This window comes from Caballeronia sp. GACF4, from assembly GCF_023631025.1.
Lineage (GTDB): Bacteria > Pseudomonadota > Gammaproteobacteria > Burkholderiales > Burkholderiaceae > Caballeronia.
In genome coordinates, this window is record NZ_JALQDW010000015.1 from 13,118 (window position 1) to 34,751 (window position 21,634).

At 59.2% G+C, this 21,634-nt stretch carries 20 protein-coding genes; 7 read left to right on the forward strand and 13 right to left on the reverse strand.

Translation table 11 applies throughout. The annotated features are described in order from the left end of the window. Positions 1-2: 2 nt before the first annotated feature. From NCR40_RS14030 to NCR40_RS14055, 6 genes are all read right to left on the reverse strand, one after another. Positions 3-1,001, reverse strand: a complete 999-nt coding sequence (locus NCR40_RS14030) for an ABC transporter substrate-binding protein (RefSeq protein WP_250509741.1) — start codon at positions 999-1,001, stop codon at positions 3-5. Positions 1,002-1,031: 30 nt separating this feature from the next. Then, complete coding sequence (locus NCR40_RS14035; protein WP_250509742.1) at positions 1,032-1,811, reverse strand: ABC transporter ATP-binding protein; 780 nt, start codon at positions 1,809-1,811, stop codon at positions 1,032-1,034. Then, entirely contained in the window at positions 1,798-2,706 is a 909-nt protein-coding gene (locus NCR40_RS14040; RefSeq protein WP_250466342.1) for an ABC transporter permease, read from the reverse strand. The genes NCR40_RS14035 and NCR40_RS14040 overlap by 14 nt, the downstream gene beginning before the upstream one ends. Before the next feature lie 126 nt (positions 2,707-2,832). Beyond that, positions 2,833-4,203 (reverse strand): LLM class flavin-dependent oxidoreductase, encoded by a 1,371-nt coding sequence (locus tag NCR40_RS14045; RefSeq protein WP_250509743.1) that lies wholly within the window; start codon positions 4,201-4,203, stop codon positions 2,833-2,835. Between the two features lie 11 nt (positions 4,204-4,214). After that, complete coding sequence (locus tag NCR40_RS14050) at positions 4,215-5,162, reverse strand: TauD/TfdA dioxygenase family protein (protein WP_250466345.1); 948 nt, start codon at positions 5,160-5,162, stop codon at positions 4,215-4,217. A 45-nt stretch (positions 5,163-5,207) separates the two neighbouring features. After that, complete coding sequence (locus tag NCR40_RS14055; protein ID WP_250509744.1) at positions 5,208-6,224, reverse strand: ABC transporter substrate-binding protein; 1,017 nt, start codon at positions 6,222-6,224, stop codon at positions 5,208-5,210. Positions 6,225-6,484: 260 nt separating this feature from the next. Here NCR40_RS14055 and NCR40_RS14060 point away from each other — a divergent pair, with 260 nt between their 5' ends. Further along, positions 6,485-7,123: an NADPH-dependent FMN reductase gene (locus NCR40_RS14060; RefSeq protein ID WP_250493016.1), complete on the forward strand. Its 639-nt coding sequence runs from the start codon at positions 6,485-6,487 to the stop codon at positions 7,121-7,123. Between the two features lie 93 nt (positions 7,124-7,216). Here NCR40_RS14060 and NCR40_RS14065 read toward each other — a convergent pair whose 3' ends face one another. Continuing rightward, positions 7,217-7,810, reverse strand: a complete 594-nt coding sequence (locus NCR40_RS14065) for a nitroreductase family protein (protein WP_250509745.1) — start codon at positions 7,808-7,810, stop codon at positions 7,217-7,219. A gap of 101 nt (positions 7,811-7,911) precedes the next feature. After that, a complete protein-coding gene (locus tag NCR40_RS14070; RefSeq protein WP_250509746.1) occupies positions 7,912-9,141 on the reverse strand; it encodes a multidrug effflux MFS transporter in 1,230 nt (409 codons plus the stop codon). 158 nt (positions 9,142-9,299) lie between these two features. On the opposite strand from NCR40_RS14070, the gene NCR40_RS14075 reads away from it, so the two are divergent. Then, on the forward strand, positions 9,300-9,536 hold the full coding sequence (locus tag NCR40_RS14075; protein WP_244829738.1) for a DUF1272 domain-containing protein: 237 nt from the start codon (positions 9,300-9,302) through the stop codon (positions 9,534-9,536). Between the two features lie 35 nt (positions 9,537-9,571). On the opposite strand, the gene NCR40_RS14080 is transcribed toward NCR40_RS14075, so the two are convergent. Then, positions 9,572-10,090 carry a hypothetical protein gene (locus tag NCR40_RS14080; RefSeq protein WP_250509747.1) on the reverse strand — a complete coding sequence of 173 codons (519 nt, stop codon included), beginning with the start codon at positions 10,088-10,090 and terminating at the stop codon, positions 9,572-9,574. A 149-nt stretch (positions 10,091-10,239) separates the two neighbouring features. On the opposite strand from NCR40_RS14080, the gene NCR40_RS14085 reads away from it, so the two are divergent. Beyond that, a complete protein-coding gene (locus NCR40_RS14085) occupies positions 10,240-10,872 on the forward strand; it encodes a YceI family protein (protein ID WP_250509748.1) in 633 nt (210 codons plus the stop codon). A gap of 11 nt (positions 10,873-10,883) precedes the next feature. Here NCR40_RS14085 and tdh read toward each other — a convergent pair whose 3' ends face one another. Continuing rightward, positions 10,884-11,915, reverse strand: a complete 1,032-nt coding sequence (tdh, locus tag NCR40_RS14090) for an L-threonine 3-dehydrogenase (RefSeq protein ID WP_250509749.1) — start codon at positions 11,913-11,915, stop codon at positions 10,884-10,886. A 115-nt stretch (positions 11,916-12,030) separates the two neighbouring features. Then, complete coding sequence (locus tag NCR40_RS14095) at positions 12,031-13,233, reverse strand: glycine C-acetyltransferase (RefSeq protein WP_250466358.1); 1,203 nt, start codon at positions 13,231-13,233, stop codon at positions 12,031-12,033. A 158-nt stretch (positions 13,234-13,391) separates the two neighbouring features. Here NCR40_RS14095 and NCR40_RS14100 point away from each other — a divergent pair, with 158 nt between their 5' ends. Together NCR40_RS14100 and NCR40_RS14105 are read left to right on the forward strand one after the other, a co-directional pair. Beyond that, positions 13,392-13,994, forward strand: coding sequence for a helix-turn-helix domain-containing protein (locus NCR40_RS14100; protein ID WP_250466360.1), 603 nt, complete (start codon positions 13,392-13,394; stop codon positions 13,992-13,994). Positions 13,995-14,294: 300 nt separating this feature from the next. Beyond that, entirely contained in the window at positions 14,295-14,651 is a 357-nt protein-coding gene (locus NCR40_RS14105; protein ID WP_250493021.1) for a DUF2471 family protein, read from the forward strand. A gap of 34 nt (positions 14,652-14,685) precedes the next feature. Here the strand turns inward: NCR40_RS14105 and NCR40_RS14110 are convergent, their stop codons facing one another. Then, entirely contained in the window at positions 14,686-16,128 is a 1,443-nt protein-coding gene (locus NCR40_RS14110) for a DUF2252 domain-containing protein (RefSeq protein WP_250509750.1), read from the reverse strand. A 178-nt stretch (positions 16,129-16,306) separates the two neighbouring features. Between NCR40_RS14110 and NCR40_RS14115 the strand changes: the two genes are divergently transcribed. Further along, a complete protein-coding gene (locus NCR40_RS14115) occupies positions 16,307-17,335 on the forward strand; it encodes a tyrosine-type recombinase/integrase (RefSeq protein ID WP_250466365.1) in 1,029 nt (342 codons plus the stop codon). 21 nt (positions 17,336-17,356) lie between these two features. Here the strand turns inward: NCR40_RS14115 and NCR40_RS14120 are convergent, their stop codons facing one another. Then, positions 17,357-18,556, reverse strand: coding sequence for a DNA-binding protein (locus NCR40_RS14120; protein WP_250509751.1), 1,200 nt, complete (start codon positions 18,554-18,556; stop codon positions 17,357-17,359). Between the two features lie 1,713 nt (positions 18,557-20,269). Here NCR40_RS14120 and NCR40_RS14125 point away from each other — a divergent pair. Further along, positions 20,270-21,634, forward strand: coding sequence for a replication initiation protein (locus NCR40_RS14125; protein ID WP_244828994.1), 1,365 nt, complete (start codon positions 20,270-20,272; stop codon positions 21,632-21,634).

Sequence of the window (21,634 nt, forward strand, 5' to 3'; positions counted from 1 at the left end):
CATCAACGCGCGGCGACTGCTTGCGAATCGAATACCGGATTGAACTCGATATCCACCTTGATGTTGTTCTTGATATCGCCGGACTTGTAGAGCGTGTCCGCAATCTTCTGCTCGCGCGCGACGAGCGTCTTGTCGAGCGGATAAAACACGGAGCGTCCATTTTCCGCCGAGAACTTCGCTCGTGCCGGCGACTGCTTCATTTTCTCCGCATAGATCTTCTCGACGGCCGGCACGTTCTGCGCCCACCACGTCCACGAGCTCTTGAGACGTCCCAGGAAGTCACCGATGGCCTTGCTCTTCGCGGGATCGCGCAAGACATCGGTGCGGGCCGCGAACACCGAGAGCGCGGGGATATCCAGTTCGTCGCTCTTGACGATCACGCGTGCATCGCCCTTGTCGACCGCTTCCTTCACCGGACCAAAGCCGCCCGAATAAACCGACACCTGTCCCGCGTTGAAAGCGGAAGCCGACACGTTGCCATCGCCGAACTTGACCGCTTGGAAGTCCTTCGGCTTGAGATCGGCCTTCACATACGACAGCACGTATTGCAGATAATTGAAGCCGCCGAAGTTGTAGCCCCAGGTCTTGCCGCGCAGGTCCGCGAGCGTCTTCACGTTGGCTTCCTTTCGAACCACGGTGACGATAGGCGGATACGCGTTATCCGGGTTGCGCCATCCCGCGATGATCTGCAAGGGCGCGGTCTCCGGCGTCCATGTCTGACGCGCATTCCCCTGTTCGATGATGAGCGAGGTATCGCCCATCAGACCCACGTCGAGCACTTTCGAATAGAGCGCGGACAGTTGCGCGGCGGGTCCCGTGAGCACGGCCCACTTGACCTTGTACGGCGCGCCATCCAGCACGTGCGATGCCTCGACGATCAATGGCCACGCGGCATCCTGCGTGCCGATCTGAATGGTGAGCGGCTCTTCCGCGAACGCCGAAGTCGATAAAGCAAGGAAGCCCGTAACGAAGAGTGCGGTTAAGCTTTTCTTGATGCGCATGAAGTGAGTGGTCGGTTAAGGAAAGGAATGTCAGGCCGCGCTTGCTGTCGCGGCTCGTTGTGGTTCTTCTGTCGTCACGCCGAGCGCTTCGAGCAGTTGTGTTCTGAGTGCTATGGCGTTGCCGTCCGCACGCGAACGCGGCCGCGGAAAGTCCACGGTGAAGTCCGCGCTTATCTCGCCTTGCGACAACACGACAATGCGGTCCGACAAGAGAATGGCTTCGTCGATGTCATGCGTCACCAGCACGACCGCCGGCGTATGCGCGCGCCACAAGCGTGCGACGAGGTCGTACATGCGGATGCGGGTCAATGCATCGAGTGCGGCGAAGGGTTCATCGAGAAGCAAGAGACGCGGTTCGCGCACGAGCGCTCGGGCCAATGCAACGCGTTGCGCTTCGCCGCCCGAAAGCGTCTTTGGCCAGCCTTCCGCGTGACTTGCAAGACCCACTTCGTCGAGCGCGGCGAGTGCGTCGTTTTTTGCGGCGCCCAACCTGTCATGGCCGATGACGACGTTCTCCCACACGCGCCGCGCCGGCACGAGACGCGGTTCCTGAAACACGACGGAGCGCGCATTCGCCACGCGCACGCGTCCTTCATCGGCCTTGTCGAGGCCCGCGAGAATACGCAGTAAAGTGGTCTTGCCGGCGCCCGATGCGCCGAGCATCGATACGAATTGGCCGCGCCTTATGTTCAGCGACACGTCCTTGAGTACTGCACGTCCGCCGAAGCGACGGCTCACGCCTTGCAATTCGAGTGCGATTTCACGATGATCGCGTACGTTCTTCAAGGCATCGATATCAGGCGAGCTCAAAGCGCGGCCTCCACGGAAGCGCGACATGTTCGAGACCGCGCATGATGAGATCGGTGAGAATGCCGAGCGCCGCATAAACCAGAATGCCCGCGATGATGATGTCCGCGCGCTGGTTCTGGTTCGCATTGACGAGGATGTAGCCAATGCCGTTTTGTGCGTTGATCTGCTCCGCGACGACGAGCGCAAGCAGCGCCACGGCGGACGCATAGCGCAAGCCGACGAGTATGGAAGGCAGCGCGGTCGGCAGAATGATGCGCAACGCTACTTGCCGGCTCGATAGCCCGAACACGGTGGCCGCTTCGAGCAGCTTGGGATCGACACCGCGCACGCCCGCGTAGGTGTTGAGGTACATCGGGAAGATGGTCGCCGCGAGAATGACCGCGATCTTCGCGCCCTCGCCGATACCGAACCACGTGATGAAGAGCGGAATGAGCGCGATGAATGGAATCGTGCGCAGCATCTGCAAGGGCGCATCGACGACTTCTTCGCCTACGCGCCACAGTCCCGCGAACAAGCCCGCAATCAGGCCGATACCGCCGCCAATGGCAAGGCCGGTCGCCGCACGCGCAAGCGATACGCCGATAGCGCTCTGCAATTCGCCATCCGCGACGAGTTCCTTCAATGCAGCAAGAATGACGGTCGGCGGCGGCAGCGTTTCGGGCGCGATGAGTTGCAGCGACGACACGAGTTGCCACAGCACGACAATCGCAATGGGCACGCCCACGCGCAAACTGCGTGAGCGGATGAGCTTCCAGTTCAGTGTCGTGGTACGGGCGCGTTCGCGTGTGGGCAGTTCGACCAGCGTCTGTGCGCCGGATGCGCGTGGCGCGGGCTGTTCGAGCGGCGTACCTGGATCGAGCTCGAGTGTCGCCGAGGAAAAGCGAGGGGCATTCATGGGCATTCTTCGAGTGAGAAAGAGAACACCCGATACTACGTTCGTGTTTGCCCCACGCAAACCAACGGTTTGCCAGATGCTATCCAAGGATCGCGCAATATCGTTTTGCGCGCCGCTGGCTCACGTTCAGGCGAGATCCGTGCTGGCTTCCTCTTGCGTCACCGCATAGCGAGAGCGCGGTCTTTCGAGACCAAGATGATCGCGCAACGTGCGCCCTTCATAGCCGTGTCGGAAGAGCCCGCGCCGGCGCAATTCAGGCAGCACCAGTTCAATGAAATCATTCAGCGAATCGGGCAGCAACGCGGCCATGACGTTGAAACCATCCGCCCCGTAATTGACAAAGCGCTCTTCCAGCGCATCCGCAACCTGCACCGGCGTGCCGACGATTTGCCAATGACCGCGCGCGCCCGCAATGCGCAAATAGAGCTGACGTATGGTCAGATTCTCGCGGCGCGCCAGATCGATCATCAAGCCCTGGCGGCTCTTGCTGGCATTCGTTTCCGGCAAATCGGGAATGGGTCCGTCCAGCGGATAGCCCGAGAGATCGAAGCCGCCCGTGAGCGTCGAGACCATCGCTAGGCCGACCACGGGATCGATCAATGCCTGCAGTGCATCGAACTTTTCGCGTGCTTCTTCTTCCGTGCGTCCGACTATGGGCATGACGCCCGGCATGATCTTGAGCGATTCGGGATCACGTCCATATTGCGCCATGCGTCCCTTTACATCGGCATAGAACGCAACGGCATCTTCGAGCGTCTGCTGCGCGGTGAAGATCACTTCGGCGGTGCGCGCGGCAAGCGCCCTGCCCGCTTCAGACGATCCCGCCTGCACCACGACTGGATGACCCTGCGGCGCACGCGAAACGTTCAGCGGACCATGCACCTTGAAAAACTCGCCGCGATGGTCGAGCACGTGCCGCTTGTCGGGATCGAAATACCTGCCCGATGTTTTGTCGCGCACGAAGGCGTCGTCGTCCCAGCTATCCCACAGGCCCGTCACCACTTCGGCGAATTCCTCCGCGCGTTCGTAACGGTGTGCATGCGCGAGATGCTGATCGAGATTGAAGTTGCGCGCTTCATGCTCGCTCGACGAAGTGACGAGGTTCCAGCCCGCGCGGCCGCCGCTGATGTGATCCAGCGACGCGAACTTGCGCGCGATGTGATAAGGCTCGTTGAACGATGTCGATGCCGTACCGACCAACCCGATGCGCTCGGTCACGGCCGCGAGCGCGGACAACAGCGTAAGCGGCTCGAACTGCGCGACATAGCTGTGCGCGGTGCGGCTCAGGAACGCGGCATCGTCGCCGCGCGTGCCGGAGCCATCGGCGAGAAAGACGAGATCGAAGCTCGCCGCTTCCGCTGCCTGCGCGAGCGCTGTGTAATGCTTGAAGTTGACGCCGGCATCCGCGACGGCATGCGGATGACGCCACGCGGCAATGTGATGTCCCGTCGGATAAAGAAACGCGCCCAGGCGCAGTTGTCCGCTTCGTTTTGCCATGGCGTCGTCGATCAGTTGAGTGCGACAGCGGCCGCGGCACCCACCGGCGAGCCTTCGATTGCCACCGATGATTGACCGTCCGGTCCCACTGGAATATCGCCGACAAGCGTCGTGCGATATAGCTGTCGATCGAAATCTAGATCGAAGATATCGGTCGGCGCGAGATGCGCGGTCGTGCGGTTATCCCAGAACGCGATGCTGCCCGGCTCCCACTTGAAGCGCACGGTGAATTCCGGCCGCGTCACGTGTTCCCACAGCAGTTCGAGCAACGCCTGACTCTCGCGCGGCGCAAGACCCGCGATGTGCTTGAGAAAGCTCGGGCTTACATACAGCGCGCGTTCGCCGGTTTCAGGGTGCACACGCACGAGCGGATGCTCGCTCACGAGCGTGTGCTGGTCGACCGCTTTCGCGAAAGCATCGGTGCCGGCGGCGCCTTGCGGCGGCGCGAAGCGATGCACGCCACGCAGGCCATCGACGAATGCGCGCAGCGGCGCCGAGAGCTTTTGGTACGCGGCCACGAGGTTGGTCCATTGCGTATCGCCGCCATACGGCGGAATGGTCACTCCGCGCAAGATGGATGCATACGGCGGATTCACGGCAGCGGTGACGTCCGTATGCCAACCGGTCCACGGACGCAATACCGACTGCCCTTCGAAGCGCGTGGCCTTGCGGAACTTGGAGATCGAATAAATCTCGGGATGCCCGTCCACGTGACCGAAGACAGGGTGGCCCACCGTCAATTCGCCGAACTGCGCGGAAAACGCGACATGCTGTTCATGACTCAGGAATTGCTCGCGAAAGAACACCACGCGCCACTTCAGAAGCGCGTCGCGAATGGCCTTGACCTCGTCCTTCGACAAGGGCCGCGTAAGATCGACACCGCTGATCTCCGCACCGATATGCGCGGACAACGGCTTCACTTCGACACGCGCTGCGTGTTCGATGACGGCTGCGTTCATATGCCTGTCTCCTGATTGATGTTGATGCCGGCGCGGATGCTCGCGTCAACTGCCTTGCGCGTTTGCATCGTCCACGAAAAAGTAGTCGCGCCAGGACTTCGGTTCATGATGAATCACGCCTACGCGATAAAGAAAAGCGCCTAATTGCAGCGTGTTTTGCGGTGTCGTCGTGAAGCTCACGTCTTTGTCGTCGAGAATGCGTGCGACGAAAGTGGGCGTGAGTTTCGACTCGTCCTGACGAAGATAGATGGCTGCGGCCTGTTGTTTGTCGCTCGTAATGAGCTTTGCGGCATCGACAAGTGCGGCGCGTACGGCTGCATAGGTCTTCGGATTGTCCTTGCGCCATTTCTCCGATGTCACGACCACGCTGCCCGTCGATGGACCGCCGAGAATGTCGGTCGAGCTGATGACCTTGTGGATCTTCGGATTGTCGAGCTCCTGATACTGATACGGCGCGTTCGAGAAATGCAGGTTGATGACCGAGTTGCCCGAGAGCATCGCGGTGGTTGCATCGGCATGCGGCATGTTCACTTCGAAGCGGTCGAGTTGCGCGTAGTTCGCATCGCCGTATGCCTTGGCCGATGCCATCTGCAACAGCCTGCCCTGCTGCGAGACCGCGACGGAAACTACCGCGATGCGGTCCTTCTCACCGATATCCTTGATGCTGCGAATGCGGGGGTCGTTCGAAACGAGCACGACCGGAACCGAGCTTTGCGCCGCGATTGCACGGAAATTCTGGTGACCTTGCGTGCGGTCCCAGATCGTCATGAGCGGTCCGATGCCGAGCGTGGCGATATCCGCCGCACGCGAAAGCAGCGCTTCGTTCACGGCCGCGCCGCCGGAGAGCGTGTGCCATTCCACGTCGATCTTGATTCCGGCGCGCTCGCCTTCCTTCTCGATGAGCTTCTGGTCCTTCACGACCTTCAGCAGCAGCGAGCCGATGCCGTATTGATCGGCGACTTTCACTTCGCCTTCAGCATGCGCGCATTCGAAGGGAAGCGCGATCGATGCGATCAGCGCGAGCGCGGCCATGCTGCGATTGCTTGAGCCTTTGATCGTCATGCGGGGATTTTTGCCGTGGATTCGTCGCGCCAAGACGATGAAATGTACAAGCCGTCTCGTCACGCGCGAACCAAGAAAACGCCATACGGTTATCTCCGTGCGAGATAAGGTGCGCGGCACGGCACTTGCACATGCTTACTGAATATCCTTAGCGCAAATCATGCGTTCCGATACGCACGTTCGCTGGCTATCATGTTTAGTCTGTCGGCTCGCCGTAAAACGAACGCGCGCGCTGCTTTACCTTTCATGGAGCGTTCACCTTGACTCGAAACACCTCATCGCGTCAGCCGCTGGTTGTCGGTATCGGCGGAACGACGCGGCCGGCATCGTCGACCGAGCGGGCGCTGGCTTTTTCGCTGCGCGGCGCACAGGAATCCGGCGCGCGCGTGCAGTTGTTCGGCGGCGCGTTCCTGCATAGCCTGCCGCACTACGCGCCTGAGCATCGTAATCTGACCGACGAGCAGCACGAACTCATCGAGGCGGTGCGTATCGCCGACGCAGTGATCATCGCGACGCCGGGCTATCACGGCGGCATCTCGGGGCTGGTCAAGAACGCGCTGGATACGCTGGAAGAGCTGCGTGAGGACGAACGCCCTTATCTGGATGGGCGCGCAGTCGGCAGCATCGTGACCGCTTACGGATGGCAGGCAGCAGGCACCGTGCTGACGTCGCTGCGTTCGATCGTGCACGCGTTGCGCGGCTGGCCGACGCCTTTCGGTGCGACCGTCAACACGCTTGAAACGCGTTTTGAAACCGCCGATACATGCTCCGACCCGAAGGTCGTCGAGCAGCTGCGCACCGTGGGCCGTCAAGCATCGAGCTTTGCGCTCGCATTCGCCGCGCACGATAGCGACGCTTATCACGATGTCGAACGACGCGTGGCCGTCGCGCAGAGTTAAACTACTTCGCTTTAACGAAAAAGCCTTCGCCGTGAGTGGCGAAGGCTTTTTTTCATGGGCGCTACGGCTTGTTCGCGATCACTATCACTATCACTAAGCCGATTCGGGCCATCCACCGAACTTCGCGATCTCGTCCAGCGCAAGGCGTGCACGTGGCGCCTGCTCACGTTCGGCAAGCGCTTCGGGCAACGCCTCTGCCTCGCCATGATGCGCGATGGAGATCATGCTCAAAGCCTGATAGCGCTCGGGAATGGCGAAGGTATCGCGCAATTTCGCTGCATCGAAGCCGCCCATCGCATGGGCGGCGAGGCCGAGCGCATGCGCCTGCAACAATACGGCAAGACCCGCGGCGCCCGCGTCGTAACTCGCGCTTGGATTGATGGTGCCTTTGGCCGTGAGCGTGTCCGCAAGAACGGCGATGAGCACCTGCGCATGCGCGTTCCACGACTGATTGAACGGCACGAGCGTGGCGAATGCGCGCTCGAAAGCCGCTGCATCTTGGCCCTTCTCGAACACCACGAAACGCCACGGTTGAACGTTATAAGCGGACGGCGCCCAGCGTGCGGCTTCCAGAACAGCGACTACCTGTTCATGCGCTACGGGCTGCTCTGCATACGCGCGCGGACTCCAGCGCCCTGCAAGCAGCGGATGAATGTCGATATCGGTTGGAGCGGGACGATGTGTCATGCGTTTATCTTCGATGGATATGACCATGCTTCATATGCGAAGCTTGGCAGTCAAGGGAATGCATCAAGTGTCGCCGATGCGCGCGGCATGGACAAGTCGCTTCAGGCGTTCATCTGTTCGAGATACGCGAGCAGCTTCGTCACCATCCACACGACGGTAAGTCCAAGCAACACGAAGAACGCTGCAAGGGGCGCGAGGATATGGACCGATACGAAGCCCGCGAGTCCCATCATCACCGCCGATACGAGCAGCAATGCGCAACCGAGAATCGCGCTCGTCAATCCAGCAATGTGGGGAAACAGCGAGTTGCCCTTGGCCATCAATGTCGGATACATGGCGCCTGCGCAGAAGCCCATTACGAGGACGGGTAGCGCAAGCGTCCACACTTGCAGACCTATCGTCAACGAAAGCAATAGCATCACGATGGATGCGCCCGCCATGATCCGCGAGCCATACTTGAGCCGTTGTTCTGCTGTCGGCAGACGCAGGCTATGTATACGATTGGACAGGCCGCCGAGAAAGTACATCAAGCCGATGCCAAGCGCGAGGTAACCGAAGTAAGTCGGCGGCTTATGCAACGTGTTCTGCACCATGAAAGGCCCGACGATGTTGAACACGAGCAGAATGCTGTAGCACAGTCCTTGCGCAAGAAAGCAGCTCTGAAAAACCGGGCTCGACAAGACCTTGCCCGTGTTCGCGACGAGCGTACGTAATTCGAGTCGAACAGGCTTGGGTAATGTCTCGCGATAACGCCACACGAGCACCCACATGACGATCGAATACACGAGCAGAAACACGAGACAGGCCTTCCAGCCGAACCACTCCTGCAAGTGCGCACCGATCACGGGCGCAATGATCGGCGCGAGTCCCCAAGCAATCGACATGTAGGTGAATGCGTGCAGCAGCGCCTGGCCTTTGAATGAATCGGTGATGATCGCCTTGGCGAGCAGATTGGTGGCCGCAATGCCGAAGCCCTGCAGACAGCGCGCCAACAGGAATGTTTCGAGGCTCGGCGCGACGAGTGACAGCAGACAGCCGACCGTATAGACGACGAGTCCGAAGGCCAGCACTGGCTTGCGGCCGTATGCATCCGCTATCGGACCAAATACGAGTTGGCCTAGCGCATAAGCGGCCATGTAACTGGATACGCTCGACTGGATCGCTTGCGGCGAGGTATCAAAGAAGCGCGCCATCGCGGGCAGCGCGGGAACATAGATGTCGATTGCGAGCTGCCCTGCCGAAGCGAACAGGCATACGAGAAACAACAGATAGCGCGGCGAATTCGATACGCGCGCGACGGTACTGGTGCGGCTGGGGATGTCGGATGGCATGGAGGCGTCGGGAAGCGGGTGGCGATGTGCGATGGCATCGCAACGTATTGTGCCTGCATGAGCGGGATTTGGCGTAAATGTCCACTGCTCGTGCGAGGATTGGGTACGATCTCGCGTTCGAGACCATGAATGCAGCACTGAGGAGAAAGGAGCAAAAAATGCTTGAATTACGGCCCGGTTGCGAATGTTGCGACAAGGACTTGTCGCCCGCTTCATCGGAGGCATTCATCTGCTCGTTCGAATGCACATTTTGCAGCGACTGTACCGAGCAAGTGCTAAAGGGCACGTGTCCGAACTGCGGCGGTGAACTGGTGAAGCGTCCGCGACGGCCGGCGGAGAAACTGGAGAAGAACCCGGCATCGACGAAACGAGTCTTTAATCCAGCGTGCCGTTGATTAGTTCGGATGCCGTATAAAATCGAGTTTGACGGTCAAAACTTGACCTTGATCTGAAAGCCGAGCGTGAACGGCAAGTCGCTCGAAGGAATGGGCGGAATGAGGATAATGTTCGCGCCCACGCGCTTATAGTCCACCATGATGAGCGGCGCGGCCACGGGGCCAAGCGTGTGATTGTGCCCAATGCCCCAGCGGCCGTAGTCATAACCGGAGATCAAGCCACCCATGGCTGCGAGCCGCACGAAGCCCCAGTGAAGGAACTCGGGCGCCCAGACGCCGCCGCCGTAAAACGAAGGCTTCGAGAGCGAGTTGCGGAAATAGCCGCCGGTCACTGCCCATTGCGGCGAGACCCAGCATTCCACGCCAATGCCGGGATTGAACTGCTCGAAGTGCTTATCGGGATGAACGTGATGCGAGCCGATCATCGCATCGATCCAAACGCCGTCAGAGCACAGCGCGGCGTGCGCCGACGGCGTCCAAGAAACCGTGATGGCAACGAGCACCGCCGCACACGCGGCGCGAGCGAATCGGAAACAGAGTGGCCATGAGCGCATGATTCAGGCGTCTTATTTTCGAGATGAAGGTCGTCGCGAACTCTACCTGATCGTGCCATTTTCGTGTGATGAACTGACACGCACGTGACGAATGCGCACTTTCCTTTTTCGGAGGAAACTCGTTTTTCGCGTCGAGGAGATACAGATCGATGAAAGTTTGGAAAAGCTTGCAATGCGTCGCGCTATTCGCGTTGATCGCAACGAGTGGATGCACGCCGCTTGCCGTCGTCACGCACAGTGTGTCCGCGAATGAATCGAGCGTGCCGCCCGGGATGTATCAGTTGGATGCGCATCACTGGAATGTGAGCTTCGACGTCGATCATCTTCATTATTCGCGCTTTGTCATGCGTTTCGACAAGACGGCCGGACAACTCGACTGGAGCGCGGATGGCATGACGGAGAGCACGGTGCATGTGACTATCGACGCCGCGAGCGTCAATACGAATGTGCCGTTGCTCGACCGGATGGTAAAGGGCCCCGACATGTTCGATGTCGCGCATTATCCGAACATCGAATTCGTCAGCACCGGCTTCACGCGTACGGGCAACGACAAGGGCACATTGGCAGGCAATCTCACGATTCGCGGAACGACACGACCCGTCACTCTGGATGTCACGTTCAACGGGCATTCGGTCGATCCACTGACCAAGCTGGAAACGTTAGGCTTCTCGGCCGACGGTCATTTCAGCCGCGCGCAGTTCGGACTGACGACGTGGTATCCGGCAGTCGGCGACGATGTTCACGTCGCCATTCAGGCCGAGTTCGCAAAAGAGAAGCAGTGAAGCGCTGACACTTACGCCGCGGTCCAGTCGAGCACGACCTTGCCGCTGTTGCCCGAAAGCATGGTGTCGAACGCGCGCTGGTAGTCGTCGACGGGGAATGTGTGCGTGAGGATCGGCGAAAGATCTAGACCACTTTGCAGCATTGCGACCATCTTGTACCAAGTCTCGAACATTTCGCGCCCGTAAATGCCTTTGATCTCAAGACCTTTGAAGATAACCTGATTCCAGTCGATCGCAGTTTGCGCGGGTGGAATGCCGAGCAGAGCGACTTTGCCGCCGTGGTTCATCGCTTCCAGCATGGCGGTGAAAGCGCTCGGTACGCCGGACATTTCCAGGCCGACGTCAAACCCCTCGGTCATGCCGAGTTCTTGCATGACATCGCGCAAATTTTCGTTGGAAACGTTGACCGCTCGCGTTGCACCCATCTTGCGGGCAAGTTCGAGACGATATTCGTTGACGTCCGTAATGACGACATTACGCGCTCCGACGTGCTGCGCAATGGCGGCGGCCATTACACCGATGGGTCCGGCGCCGGTAATCAGCACGTCTTCGCCGACAAGGTTGAACGAAAGGGCAGTGTGCGTCGCATTGCCGAAGGGGTCGAAGATCGCGGCGAGGTCGTCGGAGATATCGGGCGGAATTTTAAACGCGTTGAAGGCAGGGATCACGAGGTATTCGGCAAACGCGCCTTCGCGATTCACGCCGACGCCAACGGTGTTGCGACACAAGTGACGTCGACCTGCGCGGCAATTGCGGCAGAATCCGCATGTGATGTGACCTTCGCCGGAAACGCGATCGCCGATGGCAAAGCCGCGGACTTCCTGTCCCATCTCGACGATCTCACCGACATATTCATGTCCGACGTGCATCGGCACCGGTATCGTCTTCTGCGCCCAGTCATCCCACTTCCAGATGTGGATATCAGTACCGCAAATTGCAGTCTTGCGGATGCGGATGAGGACATCGTTATGTCCGACCTCCGGCCGCTTGACGTGAGTCAAGGTAAGACCGGGGGCGCGTTCGAGTTTGGCGAGTGCTTTCATTGTTGGTGTTCCGGGCGGTTGTGTCGCGGCGCTGCTTGTGACCGCGCCGTGCATCTAAAGGTCGGGGGACGTGTCCTGACTTTATGCGCATAAAGGACCCTGCGAAGCGTGAGTCCTAACGGATCACACCAAGCGAGCGGCCCACGCGCGCGAATGCATCGACTGCGCGGTCGATGTGTTCGGCGGTGTGGGCGGCGCTCATCTGCGTGCGGATGCGCGCGCGGCCCTTTGGCACGACAGGGTATGAAAATCCGATCACATAAACGCCTTCGTCGAGAAGCGCGTCGGCCATCTTCGAAGCAAGTTGGGCATCGCCAAGCATGACGGGAATGATCGGATGCTCGCCGGGCACTAGATCGAAACCTAAAGCGGTCATCGCTTGCCGAAACCGCGCGCCGTTTTCGCGAACGCGTCGCCGGAGCGCGGCGCCTTCATCACTATCCAGCAACTCAAGCACTTTCAGCGACGCAGCCGCAATGCTCGGCGCAAGCGTGTTCGAGAACAGATACGGCCGGCTGCGCTGCCGCAACAAGTCAATAATCTCCTGATGCGCAGCCACATATCCGCCTGACGCACCACCGAGCGCCTTGCCGAGCGTACCCGTGATGATGTCGATTCGATCGAGCACGCCGCAATACTCGGGCGTCCCGCGTCCGTTCTCCCCGATGAATCCAACGGCATGCGAGTCGTCGACCATCACCAGCGCGCCATAGCGCTCAGCCAGATCGCAGATGCCAGCAAGATTGGCGAAGATGCCGTCCATCGAGAACACGCCGTCAGTTGCGATCAATTTGAAGCGGGCGCCGGCTGCATCGGCTTCCTTCAAGCGCGCTTCGAGGTCTGCAAGATCGTTGTTCTTGTAGCGCAAGCGCTTTGCCTTGGAAAGACGCACGCCATCGATGATGCTCGCGTGGTTCAACTCATCGCTGATGATTGCATCATCCTCGGTCAGCAACGTCTCGAAGAGCCCGCCGTTCGCGTCAAAACAGCTTGAGTAAAGAATGGCGTCGTCGGAGTGGAGGAACTTCGCGACTTGTTGTTCCAGCGCTTTGTGTACCGTTTGTGTTCCGCAAATAAAGCGAACGGATGCCATGCCAAAGCCATCTGCTTCAAGTCCGGCTTTTGCGGCATCGACCAAGCGAGCGTCGTTCGCAAGACCGAGATAATTGTTCGCGCAAAAATTGAGGACGGTGCTCCCGTTGGCAAGGCGGATCTCCGAGGACTGCGGGCTAGCGATGACCCGCTCGCTTTTGTAAAACCCGGCGGCGCGAATCTCGTTAAGCGTAGTTTGCAAATGGGAGAGGTATCGGTCTTTCATCGGCATCTTTCTAGTATCCGGCTGTTCGAGAGTAGATGCAGACCAGCCAAGCTCGGCCACACCTTTAGCCCTGTTATAGTTCATTCATTGCATTGGACAGGTTCGGTATTTCGAACAAATTTCCAATATATCGAACACTCTAAAGGAATGCAGCGTTCATGACAAGTTCTGTCACAAGCGGCAAGGCCGGTGATTCCTCAGCCAGCGGAACTGCGCCACCACGCGTTGGCGAGCAGATTCAGCGTCTACGCAATGAAAGGAAATTGACACTCGATGACTTATCCAGGGCCGCTGGCGTTTCGAAATCGATGCTATCGGAGATCGAGCGGGACAAGGCCAATCCGACGATTGCCGTGGCGTGGCGGCTAACGAATGCATTGGGTATCAGCCTCGATCAGCTATTTGCGCAGCAGAAGGCCGGTGACGTCATACGCGTTGCAGGTCCGCATGAGATTCCTACGTTGAATGGTGATAACGGCGGCTATCAGCTTCGCGTGTGGGGACCGATTGAGTTGGCTGGAAAATTCGAATGGTACGAGCTCACGTTGCACGCGGGTGCGGCGCTCATCTCGGACGCGCATGAGCCAGGCACGCGGGAGCATTTGACCGTGTTAAATGGCGCGATCGAAATCGAAGCATCAGGTGCTGCGAAGCGACTGAAGGCGGGGGAAACCGCACGATACGCTGCCGACGACGGTCATGTCATTAGGAATGTCGGGCGAGGCGAAGCAAAGGCTTTGCTCGTGGTTATACATGGGTAATGGCCCGACTCGCGAGTCTGCGGTTTTCCGCGAGCAGGTGCTCCGCCTCTCCTCCAGCGCACAGCAACGGTGGCATGGCACTTCTTTATGCGCATAAATTTCTGGCGCGTCCTGCGAAGACGTAGCATCCGTCTGCGTCGCGCGGCCGCCTTACGTGACTCGCCGCGCACTCCCACGCAGGACTGAACCGCCCATAAGCGAAACCGCACATACACGCAAGGCGACTGGCGAGACCCTACTTTCATGGCGGCAAGTACTGTATATTTATACAGTACAAAGACCAGTCGGAAGGGGCGAATCATGGAGTCGAACGGCGAGCATCTCAGCAGGAAGCAGTTTGCACGTGCGGTACAAGATCTGGACCGCATTACGCGACAGATTGCGGGCCGATACATCGATCTGGGCGTGCCGTTGACCTGGCGTTTGCTGCACGCCATCGAAGCGGAAGCCGTGGCGGACCTGGGCTTCGCTGGCCGGCACGAGGCTGCGTTGCGCGAACTTTTTGCCCGCCCCGACGACTTCCATTTCCCCGAAACCGACGACGTGGTCGATGTCGCCTCTTCCGACGCTTTGCCGGCAGTATTCGCATTCGCCGTCGACGCCTACGAATGCGCTGCACGACAAGGCCGACCGCAACTGGCCATCGCCGCACACTGACATGGGAACGATGCACGCCGCACATCGCTAGTCATTAGGCGGCAAAGTCCGCCGCCATGTCCGCATCCGTGCGCGCCATAAGTCTGCCGCTGCGGCAGGCCAAGCGGAACGCGTCGTAATCTTTTTCGACTTGATCCGCATAGGAGCTCGCGTATCGGACGAGCACTTCCGCCATGCGATCACCAGAACCCAGATAGCCGGAAATCTCAAGCGCGCAGCCGCTTGCCTTGGCATGCGCGCGCGCGAGCGCCCAGCCGCATAGCGACGCGTATCCGCGAAAGGCCTCGCCGCTGAATGTTTCGAGGTCGGCGGATATTTTCATGTCGCGCAGTTGGCGAACATAAAGCGGGCGTCCAACCGGGCCCGACGCCCAGCCTAGAAAAGGATCGCTCGCCGCCTGCATCAGGCGTTGCCCGTGAACGATGCGATGCCCGTCGTGCGTATGTTTCGTCGCGCCGACGTAGCGCGCCACCACGGACGTCGATGCCTCTTTCAACTGCAGGAAGAGCGCCTTACCAAGATGATCGGTAAGCAACAACACGAAGCATCGCGTTCCGACACTTCCCACTCCAACCACTTTGAAAGCGATGTCCTGAAGCGCGAATTGCGACAAAAGCGCGGCGCGCTCGGATGTCAGCGTCGAAACGTAATCGCGTATGAGCGGAGTCAGGATCGTGTGCGAATCGCCTTCGAGCTTCATCCACTCGTCGTCCTCGTCGACGAGCGTGCTTGCGCCGCGAATATGAAAGATCGCGGGCGGCGCGTCGCGAATTCGCCAGGCATCGCCCGATCGATCGGCGAGCTTCGGCAGCAGCTTTTCATGCGTGCGCCGGCTCGCGCGTTCGCTACCGCGCTTGATCCGACGTTTCACGTCTTCGTTTTGCACATCGTCGTACATCCTGTCGAACGTAATTCGTTCGTACCAAAGATCCAGCACGCCCATCTCGGCATACTCGCGCATGTGCTGCTGATAGCTCTGGGCCGCTTCGAAGCAGAGTGCTTCAGAGCCCGCACGCCCGTGGCCCAGATGCCTGCCCGCGACCGCCACGCTCGCGACGAGTCGCTTGACGTCCCATTCCCATGGACCTTGTGCGGTTTCGTCGAAATCGTTCAGATCGAATACGAGCGCACGCTCGGGAGTCGCGAATCCGCCGAAGTTTGACAGGTGGCAGTCACCGCAGATTTGAACGGTCAATCCACTCGAAGGTGTACTAGCCAGATCGTGCGCCTGAACAATCGCGCTGCCACGAAAAAAAGCAAATGGCGATGCCAACATGCGGCCGTATCGCAGCGGAATCAGCGCAGGGACGCGACCCATGCTGCTTATTCGCAGCAACTCGATGGGATCGCGATCGATGTCGCCGACAGCCTCTTGCGTGCCTCGTGGTGTTCGCTGACGCGCGGCACGTCCGCTAGCCCGGCGTTCCTGCCACGTCGACGTCGATTGCCCCGAGTCTGATGCGAAGCCTTCGCCCATGGATCACCTCTCGTTATTATTCGAAGTACGTCACATCGAAAACAGTAGTCGACGATTGCAAACACCGCTACAAGACACTTCACCACACTTATCCTGAAGAGTGCCCTTGACGGAATCAGTCCGAAGTCCGACGCTGTTCGCAACGCAACATGACGCTTAGAAGCGCACTTTGAACACCATGCCGAACACTACCGATCTCTTCGACCAACAGCGCGCCGACTGGCAAGCGGACCCGCATGCTGCTTTCGATGCGTGGCTCGCGCAACAGCAGTTCCGGGCATCGTCGGCTGATGTCTATCGGGCGCAATGGGGCAACTTTCTTGAATGGCTCGCGGCCAGGCGCACAACGCTTCATACGGTGCAGCGACCGGTCATCGAGCAGTTCGTCTCTCAACTCGAGATTCGGCGGCCACAGCGCATGCGCTATCTACGCTTGATCGAACGCGTGCTGGATCACGTGCGCGAGATCGAATCGGCGTCGACGAATCCGGCTCGATTTATCGCGCAGGACGGCGAGGCGGCGTGGCGCAAGGCACGCGACAACGAGCCGACCGGCTTTCTCACGCATGACGAACGCGGCTTGCTGATCGCGCGACTCGATGCGCCGCTTGGCGCCTTGTCGAGTGTGCAGCGGTGGCGCGAGCTTCGCGATCGAGCGCTCGTCGCGGTGTTTCTAGGCGCAGGGGTGAAGACCGGTGAGGCGGCGCAACTCACTATCGATTGCTATGCGCGCGGCGCGCCGTATGTCACCGTCGACGCCTCGAATCCCATGCTGATCCGGCAGGCCCGGCTCGCGCCTTTTGCCGTCGATGTGCTGGATCGGTGGATCGACGAACGCAAGGTCGCCGGACTCTCGGGCGCGCTGCTCTTCCCGGCCGCGCCCGCCGGTCGGCCGATGCACAAAGCGACCATGCTGCGCGCCATCGATGCGGTGGTCGCAGCGGCGGGAATCGCCGAGTCACGCGCCGCGCGCGCGAGCCCGCAAACGCTGCGCAATACCTATGCGGCTGAACTTTTCGAGAACGGCACAGACCCTGAACGCGTTGGACAATGGCTCGGATTCCAGCAGATGATCTCGGTTCATCGCCTGCATCGGGCGTGGCAGGACTGGATGGGTGAGCAAATACGGGAGCGCGATATGGCCGAGGCTTGCGGGCAAGACGGGATGGAAGATCGGTTCATCGATCCCGAAAACTCTCACCTTTGACCTTCGATACCCGCGTGCGGGCTAATCAGCCTTCAATCGCGGGGCTTCGATGAATCTTTCGATTGCGGCCAGCTTCGACGCGGCGGCGCCCGAAGTGCGCTCGCAATTCGGACAAGAGAGCTCGAACTCGTCTTCGTGACGCTGCAGTTCTGGCTCGCCGATTTCGCAGGCCGGGCACGCGGTGGGGGTCACGAAATACGCATCGACCTGGGTGCCGAGCGCCGCCAACTCTTCGGGGTTCAGTCGGCCGTCCTGGGCCATCGACGCCAGCAGTTTGCCAATCTCGGCACTCATGCCCGCTCTGACGCGATGCGCGTCTCGCTCGCGAACCAGAGCATCGATCTCGTCCGACTGTGTGCGGACCTGCGATTCCAGCCGATCCGCGCGGCCCCTCGCGGCGCTAAGTTGTTGAATGAATTCGAATTCTTTCTGACCTGCCTCTCGCGTGCCGGCCTGATACGTCGCCGCCATGCCGCGTAACGCATCCAGTTCGACGAGCATGGGCTTGACCCGGCGCTCCGCTTCCTTGACTGCATCCTTTATCTGCTGCGCGTAATGCTCGCTATTTCGACGCGATTCGTCCTGAAGCGCATCGATGCGTTCGCGCAGCCGCGCGCCATGCGCTTGCTCTTGCGAAAGACGATCGGAAAGGGACGAGTTTTCCTTTTCCAATCGCGCGATGACTTCACGCAGGCCTGACTGCGCATCGATCTGCTGCTCACGGGCCACTCTCAAGTCGGCTTCAAGATTTGCGATTTGCGCCATCGCTGTGTCGAGATGCGCTTTTGCTTGCTGATGCGCTAGCTCGATCGCTTCCCTCCGGATTTCGGCCTCGCGCGCTTGCATTTGAGCCGCGCTGACAGTGGCATCGACTTGCGTGCGCTCGGCATTCAGCTTCGAGCGGGCTTCTTCTTGCGCATGTACGAATAGTTCCGTGAGCAGCTCGCCAGCGCGCTCCTGTAAGGCTGCAGGCAGCCCGCCGGCATCGATTCGTACGCGCATCGACGAGCGCACGGTGGACCAGAACGCTTCAATGTCTTTGGGAATGTCGCCAGCGCTACCCGTCTGCGTGAACTCTCGGACCGTCGTAACTGACGGACGAACGCCAAGATCGAAAAACAGGCGCTTACACGCGTGCATGGACAAGTCCTGCCTGCGTGCGCCTGACGCCCTCATCTGTTCAATTTCTTCGCGCAAGGACTCGCGAGTCGCCATTTTCATATCAATTTCCAGCGCATTTGTATCGAACGGTACGTTTTACGTTTTGAGCGTTATACGGCAGCAGATCCACTCGAGTCAAGAGTTGTCGATGTGCGGTGGCACCGACTGAGTACTGCAAATCTTAGTGCTTTGAACATCAGAGCGTGAAACATCCTTAGCTTTTCCATCTATCATGTTGATATTCTTGAATAATTTCTGCTGCGACTGGTTTTTGCGAGGTTTCACGTCGTACAGAGCCGGGACGGATCGTTTTGTTTAGAGCCAGATGCTCGCGGGGCTCGTTTGAGAGTAATAAAAGTAAACACCTTTGAAACCTTGTTAACCCTGTTAACGCCTTGGCAAAGCCTTACTGCATAAGGCTTTCCAGGCCGTCGGGTGAGATGTTTCAGGATAGAAGGTGAAGCTATTCGGGACACTCTGGTGATGTCCTTCAGGGCCGTACGTGAGGACTCGCGGGAGGCTTGGTGAGCGGATTCAGGGAGCCCGTTTCTGATGTAGGTGAGATTTTCCGGGGGCTTAGTGCCTCAGTTCTCCCGCCATGGTTGGATTGTGGTCGAAATCCTCGATCAACCGAGGTGAGGCTTATCGGGATTGGCCGATTTGTGTCCGTCACCGGATAAAACGGGTCGATTTTACCGATAGGTGAGGTATTTCAGGCGCCAAAGTGTTCGTGCGGTGAGACTTTGCAGGACCAACAGCCTTAAAACGAGCGAAATCGGACCCCGAAGTCTTGGAGGTGAGGTTTTACGGGGAGATGTGAGGCCAGAGAGACCGCCACGTTTTGTGCAATGCTTTCCTTGAAGCGGGCCAAAAATATGAGAGGTGAGCTTTTACGGGGGCCTACTCGTGGCAAATCTAGCCTCATTCCCGCATTGGCTTGCTCGACGGAAAACACTTCCTTTGTCCTACTCCGAAATAGCGTGACATCGCTGAACTCGGTTGAAACACCTCATCTTCAGAATACCTTCTTTAAACAATGAGTTAGCACAAGCGCATGGGTTATGCCGGCGTTAGGGTGAGAGTTTTCGGGACCTCGTCGCGATAAGGCAGCGCTCAAGGAATATCTTCTAGGGTGAGAATATTCAGGATCGGGCATTCGTCACGTAAGCCTTTCCAGCCGTCTTCGGAGCCTTATAGGGCGAGTCTTCAGCAGACGTAGACAGCGAAGGTGAGCTTTCTCAGGAGCTTCAAGTGAGCCTTTGCAGGACCCAAACGGGTCTCGAATTTTCCTTCAAGGTGAGCCCTTTCGGGATGCCAACACGCATGAACCAAGACGGCGTCTGGAGACGGCTTTGCTCAGGTCTGTCCTCTATTCCGCTTAAGGTGAGGTATTACAGGAGCGTTTTGAAGTTCGTCGACTTAAGGAGATCCACATATGCCCTTTTTCTGTTGCTTTTGGCGACGATCGTCATCCCAAATGAACGCGTCGTGCGTGTGCGACACGCCATTTTTGGGGAAAATTTTTTTCGGTGAGATTTTTCGGGACCTGTGCCGCGATGCCGTGATGCCCCCTGGCGCTCGCCGCTCCCGTTTACCCGCGTGGCTTCTAGGGATGGCGCCTGACGCTCAAAGGTGAGTGGTGAGAGTTTACGGGGCCGCACCGCAGTGAGCTTCTGTTCGTTCTCGCACTTCACCCCAAACGGTGAAGGCCACCCTGTAGACGTTGATCACCGCACTCGGTATGCTGCTGGCAATCCCGATACTGTCCGACGCATGGCAACCAAACGCGCAAAGAAAACCGATGTTGTCAGCCCGAGCTCGGCTGAGTTGCGCAAGGCGGTCGAAGCCATCGCGATTCAACCGAAGAGCGGCAAGATCACGCTGCTTACTCGCAAGCTCTTCAACGTTCTGCTCGCCGTGGCGCAGCAGGCGGACGAATCTGGCGACACCTACCGCGCGTTGCTCTCCGACATTGTCGCGAATTCCGCATTCGATTCAAACGATACAGCGCTGGTCAAGGAGCATCTGCGTCGCATGGTGTCGGTGCAGGTCGAGTGGAGCACGGGCACGTCGAGCCAGAAGCCCGGCCGCAAATGGGGCATCTCGACGCTCATCGCCGACGCGGAAATTCTCGAGGACCCAACGACGCGCCGCGTTTGGGTCGAATTTTCCTTCGCTCCAAAAATCAAAAAGAAGCTGCTCGATCCGGTGCAGTATGCGCGTCTGAGCCTGCAGTTCCAAAGCCAGTTGCGCAGCAGCGCGGGTCTTGCGCTTTATGAAATATGCGTGCGTTATCTGACCAATCCCAGCCATCTGACGATGCGCGAAACGTGGGAGTGGTGGCGGCCGATTCTATCCGGCACGCCAGATACCGAGGCTGGAGACGAGGCCAAGCGAGAGTACAAGTATTTCAAGCGCGACTATCTTCGTCCCGCAATCGCGGAAGTCAACGCCGTCACCAACATTTTCGTTGAACTGGTGGAACATCGAGAGGGTCGGCGCGTCGCCGAGATTCAGTTCCGCGTCACGGAGCGCAAGCAGCCGATGCTGGCGCTCGACGAACATCCGAACGTCTTCGATAGCACGCTGGTCGACAGGATGGTAAAGATCGGCATTCCGTTGAAAGAGGCGCAGACGCTGTACGCCGACAGCGAGGAAAATCGCATCCGGGCGGCGTTGCAGATGACCGAGCAACGGTTGCGCAGCACGACGCTTCCGCCTATCAGAAGCGCGGCAGCGCTGTTCAAGGACGCGCTCAAGAAGGGCTACGCGCCGCCGCTCGAAGCGCTACCGCCGGCAACGGCCAACGGCGCGCCGCGGTCGACAGCGGGATCGGCATCCGGCGCCGATGATCTCAAGGCACGCCTGCTTGGCGAGTTTTCGGCATATAGAAGGAAGGAAGCGCGTGCGCTCTACGACGAGCAAGGTGAGCGGGAACGGGAGCTGGCGCGGCAGAGTTTTGAAGACGACGTGTTGCCGGAACTCGGTACGCATATGCGCGACGATTGGCGTAAGCGCGGCCTCGATTCGAAGCTGGCGGAAACGTCATTTTTCGACTGGCTGGCTAGGAAGACGTGGGGCGAGCCGACCGATGGGGATTTGCTCGCCTTCACACTTAGCCAGACACGCGCTAACTGA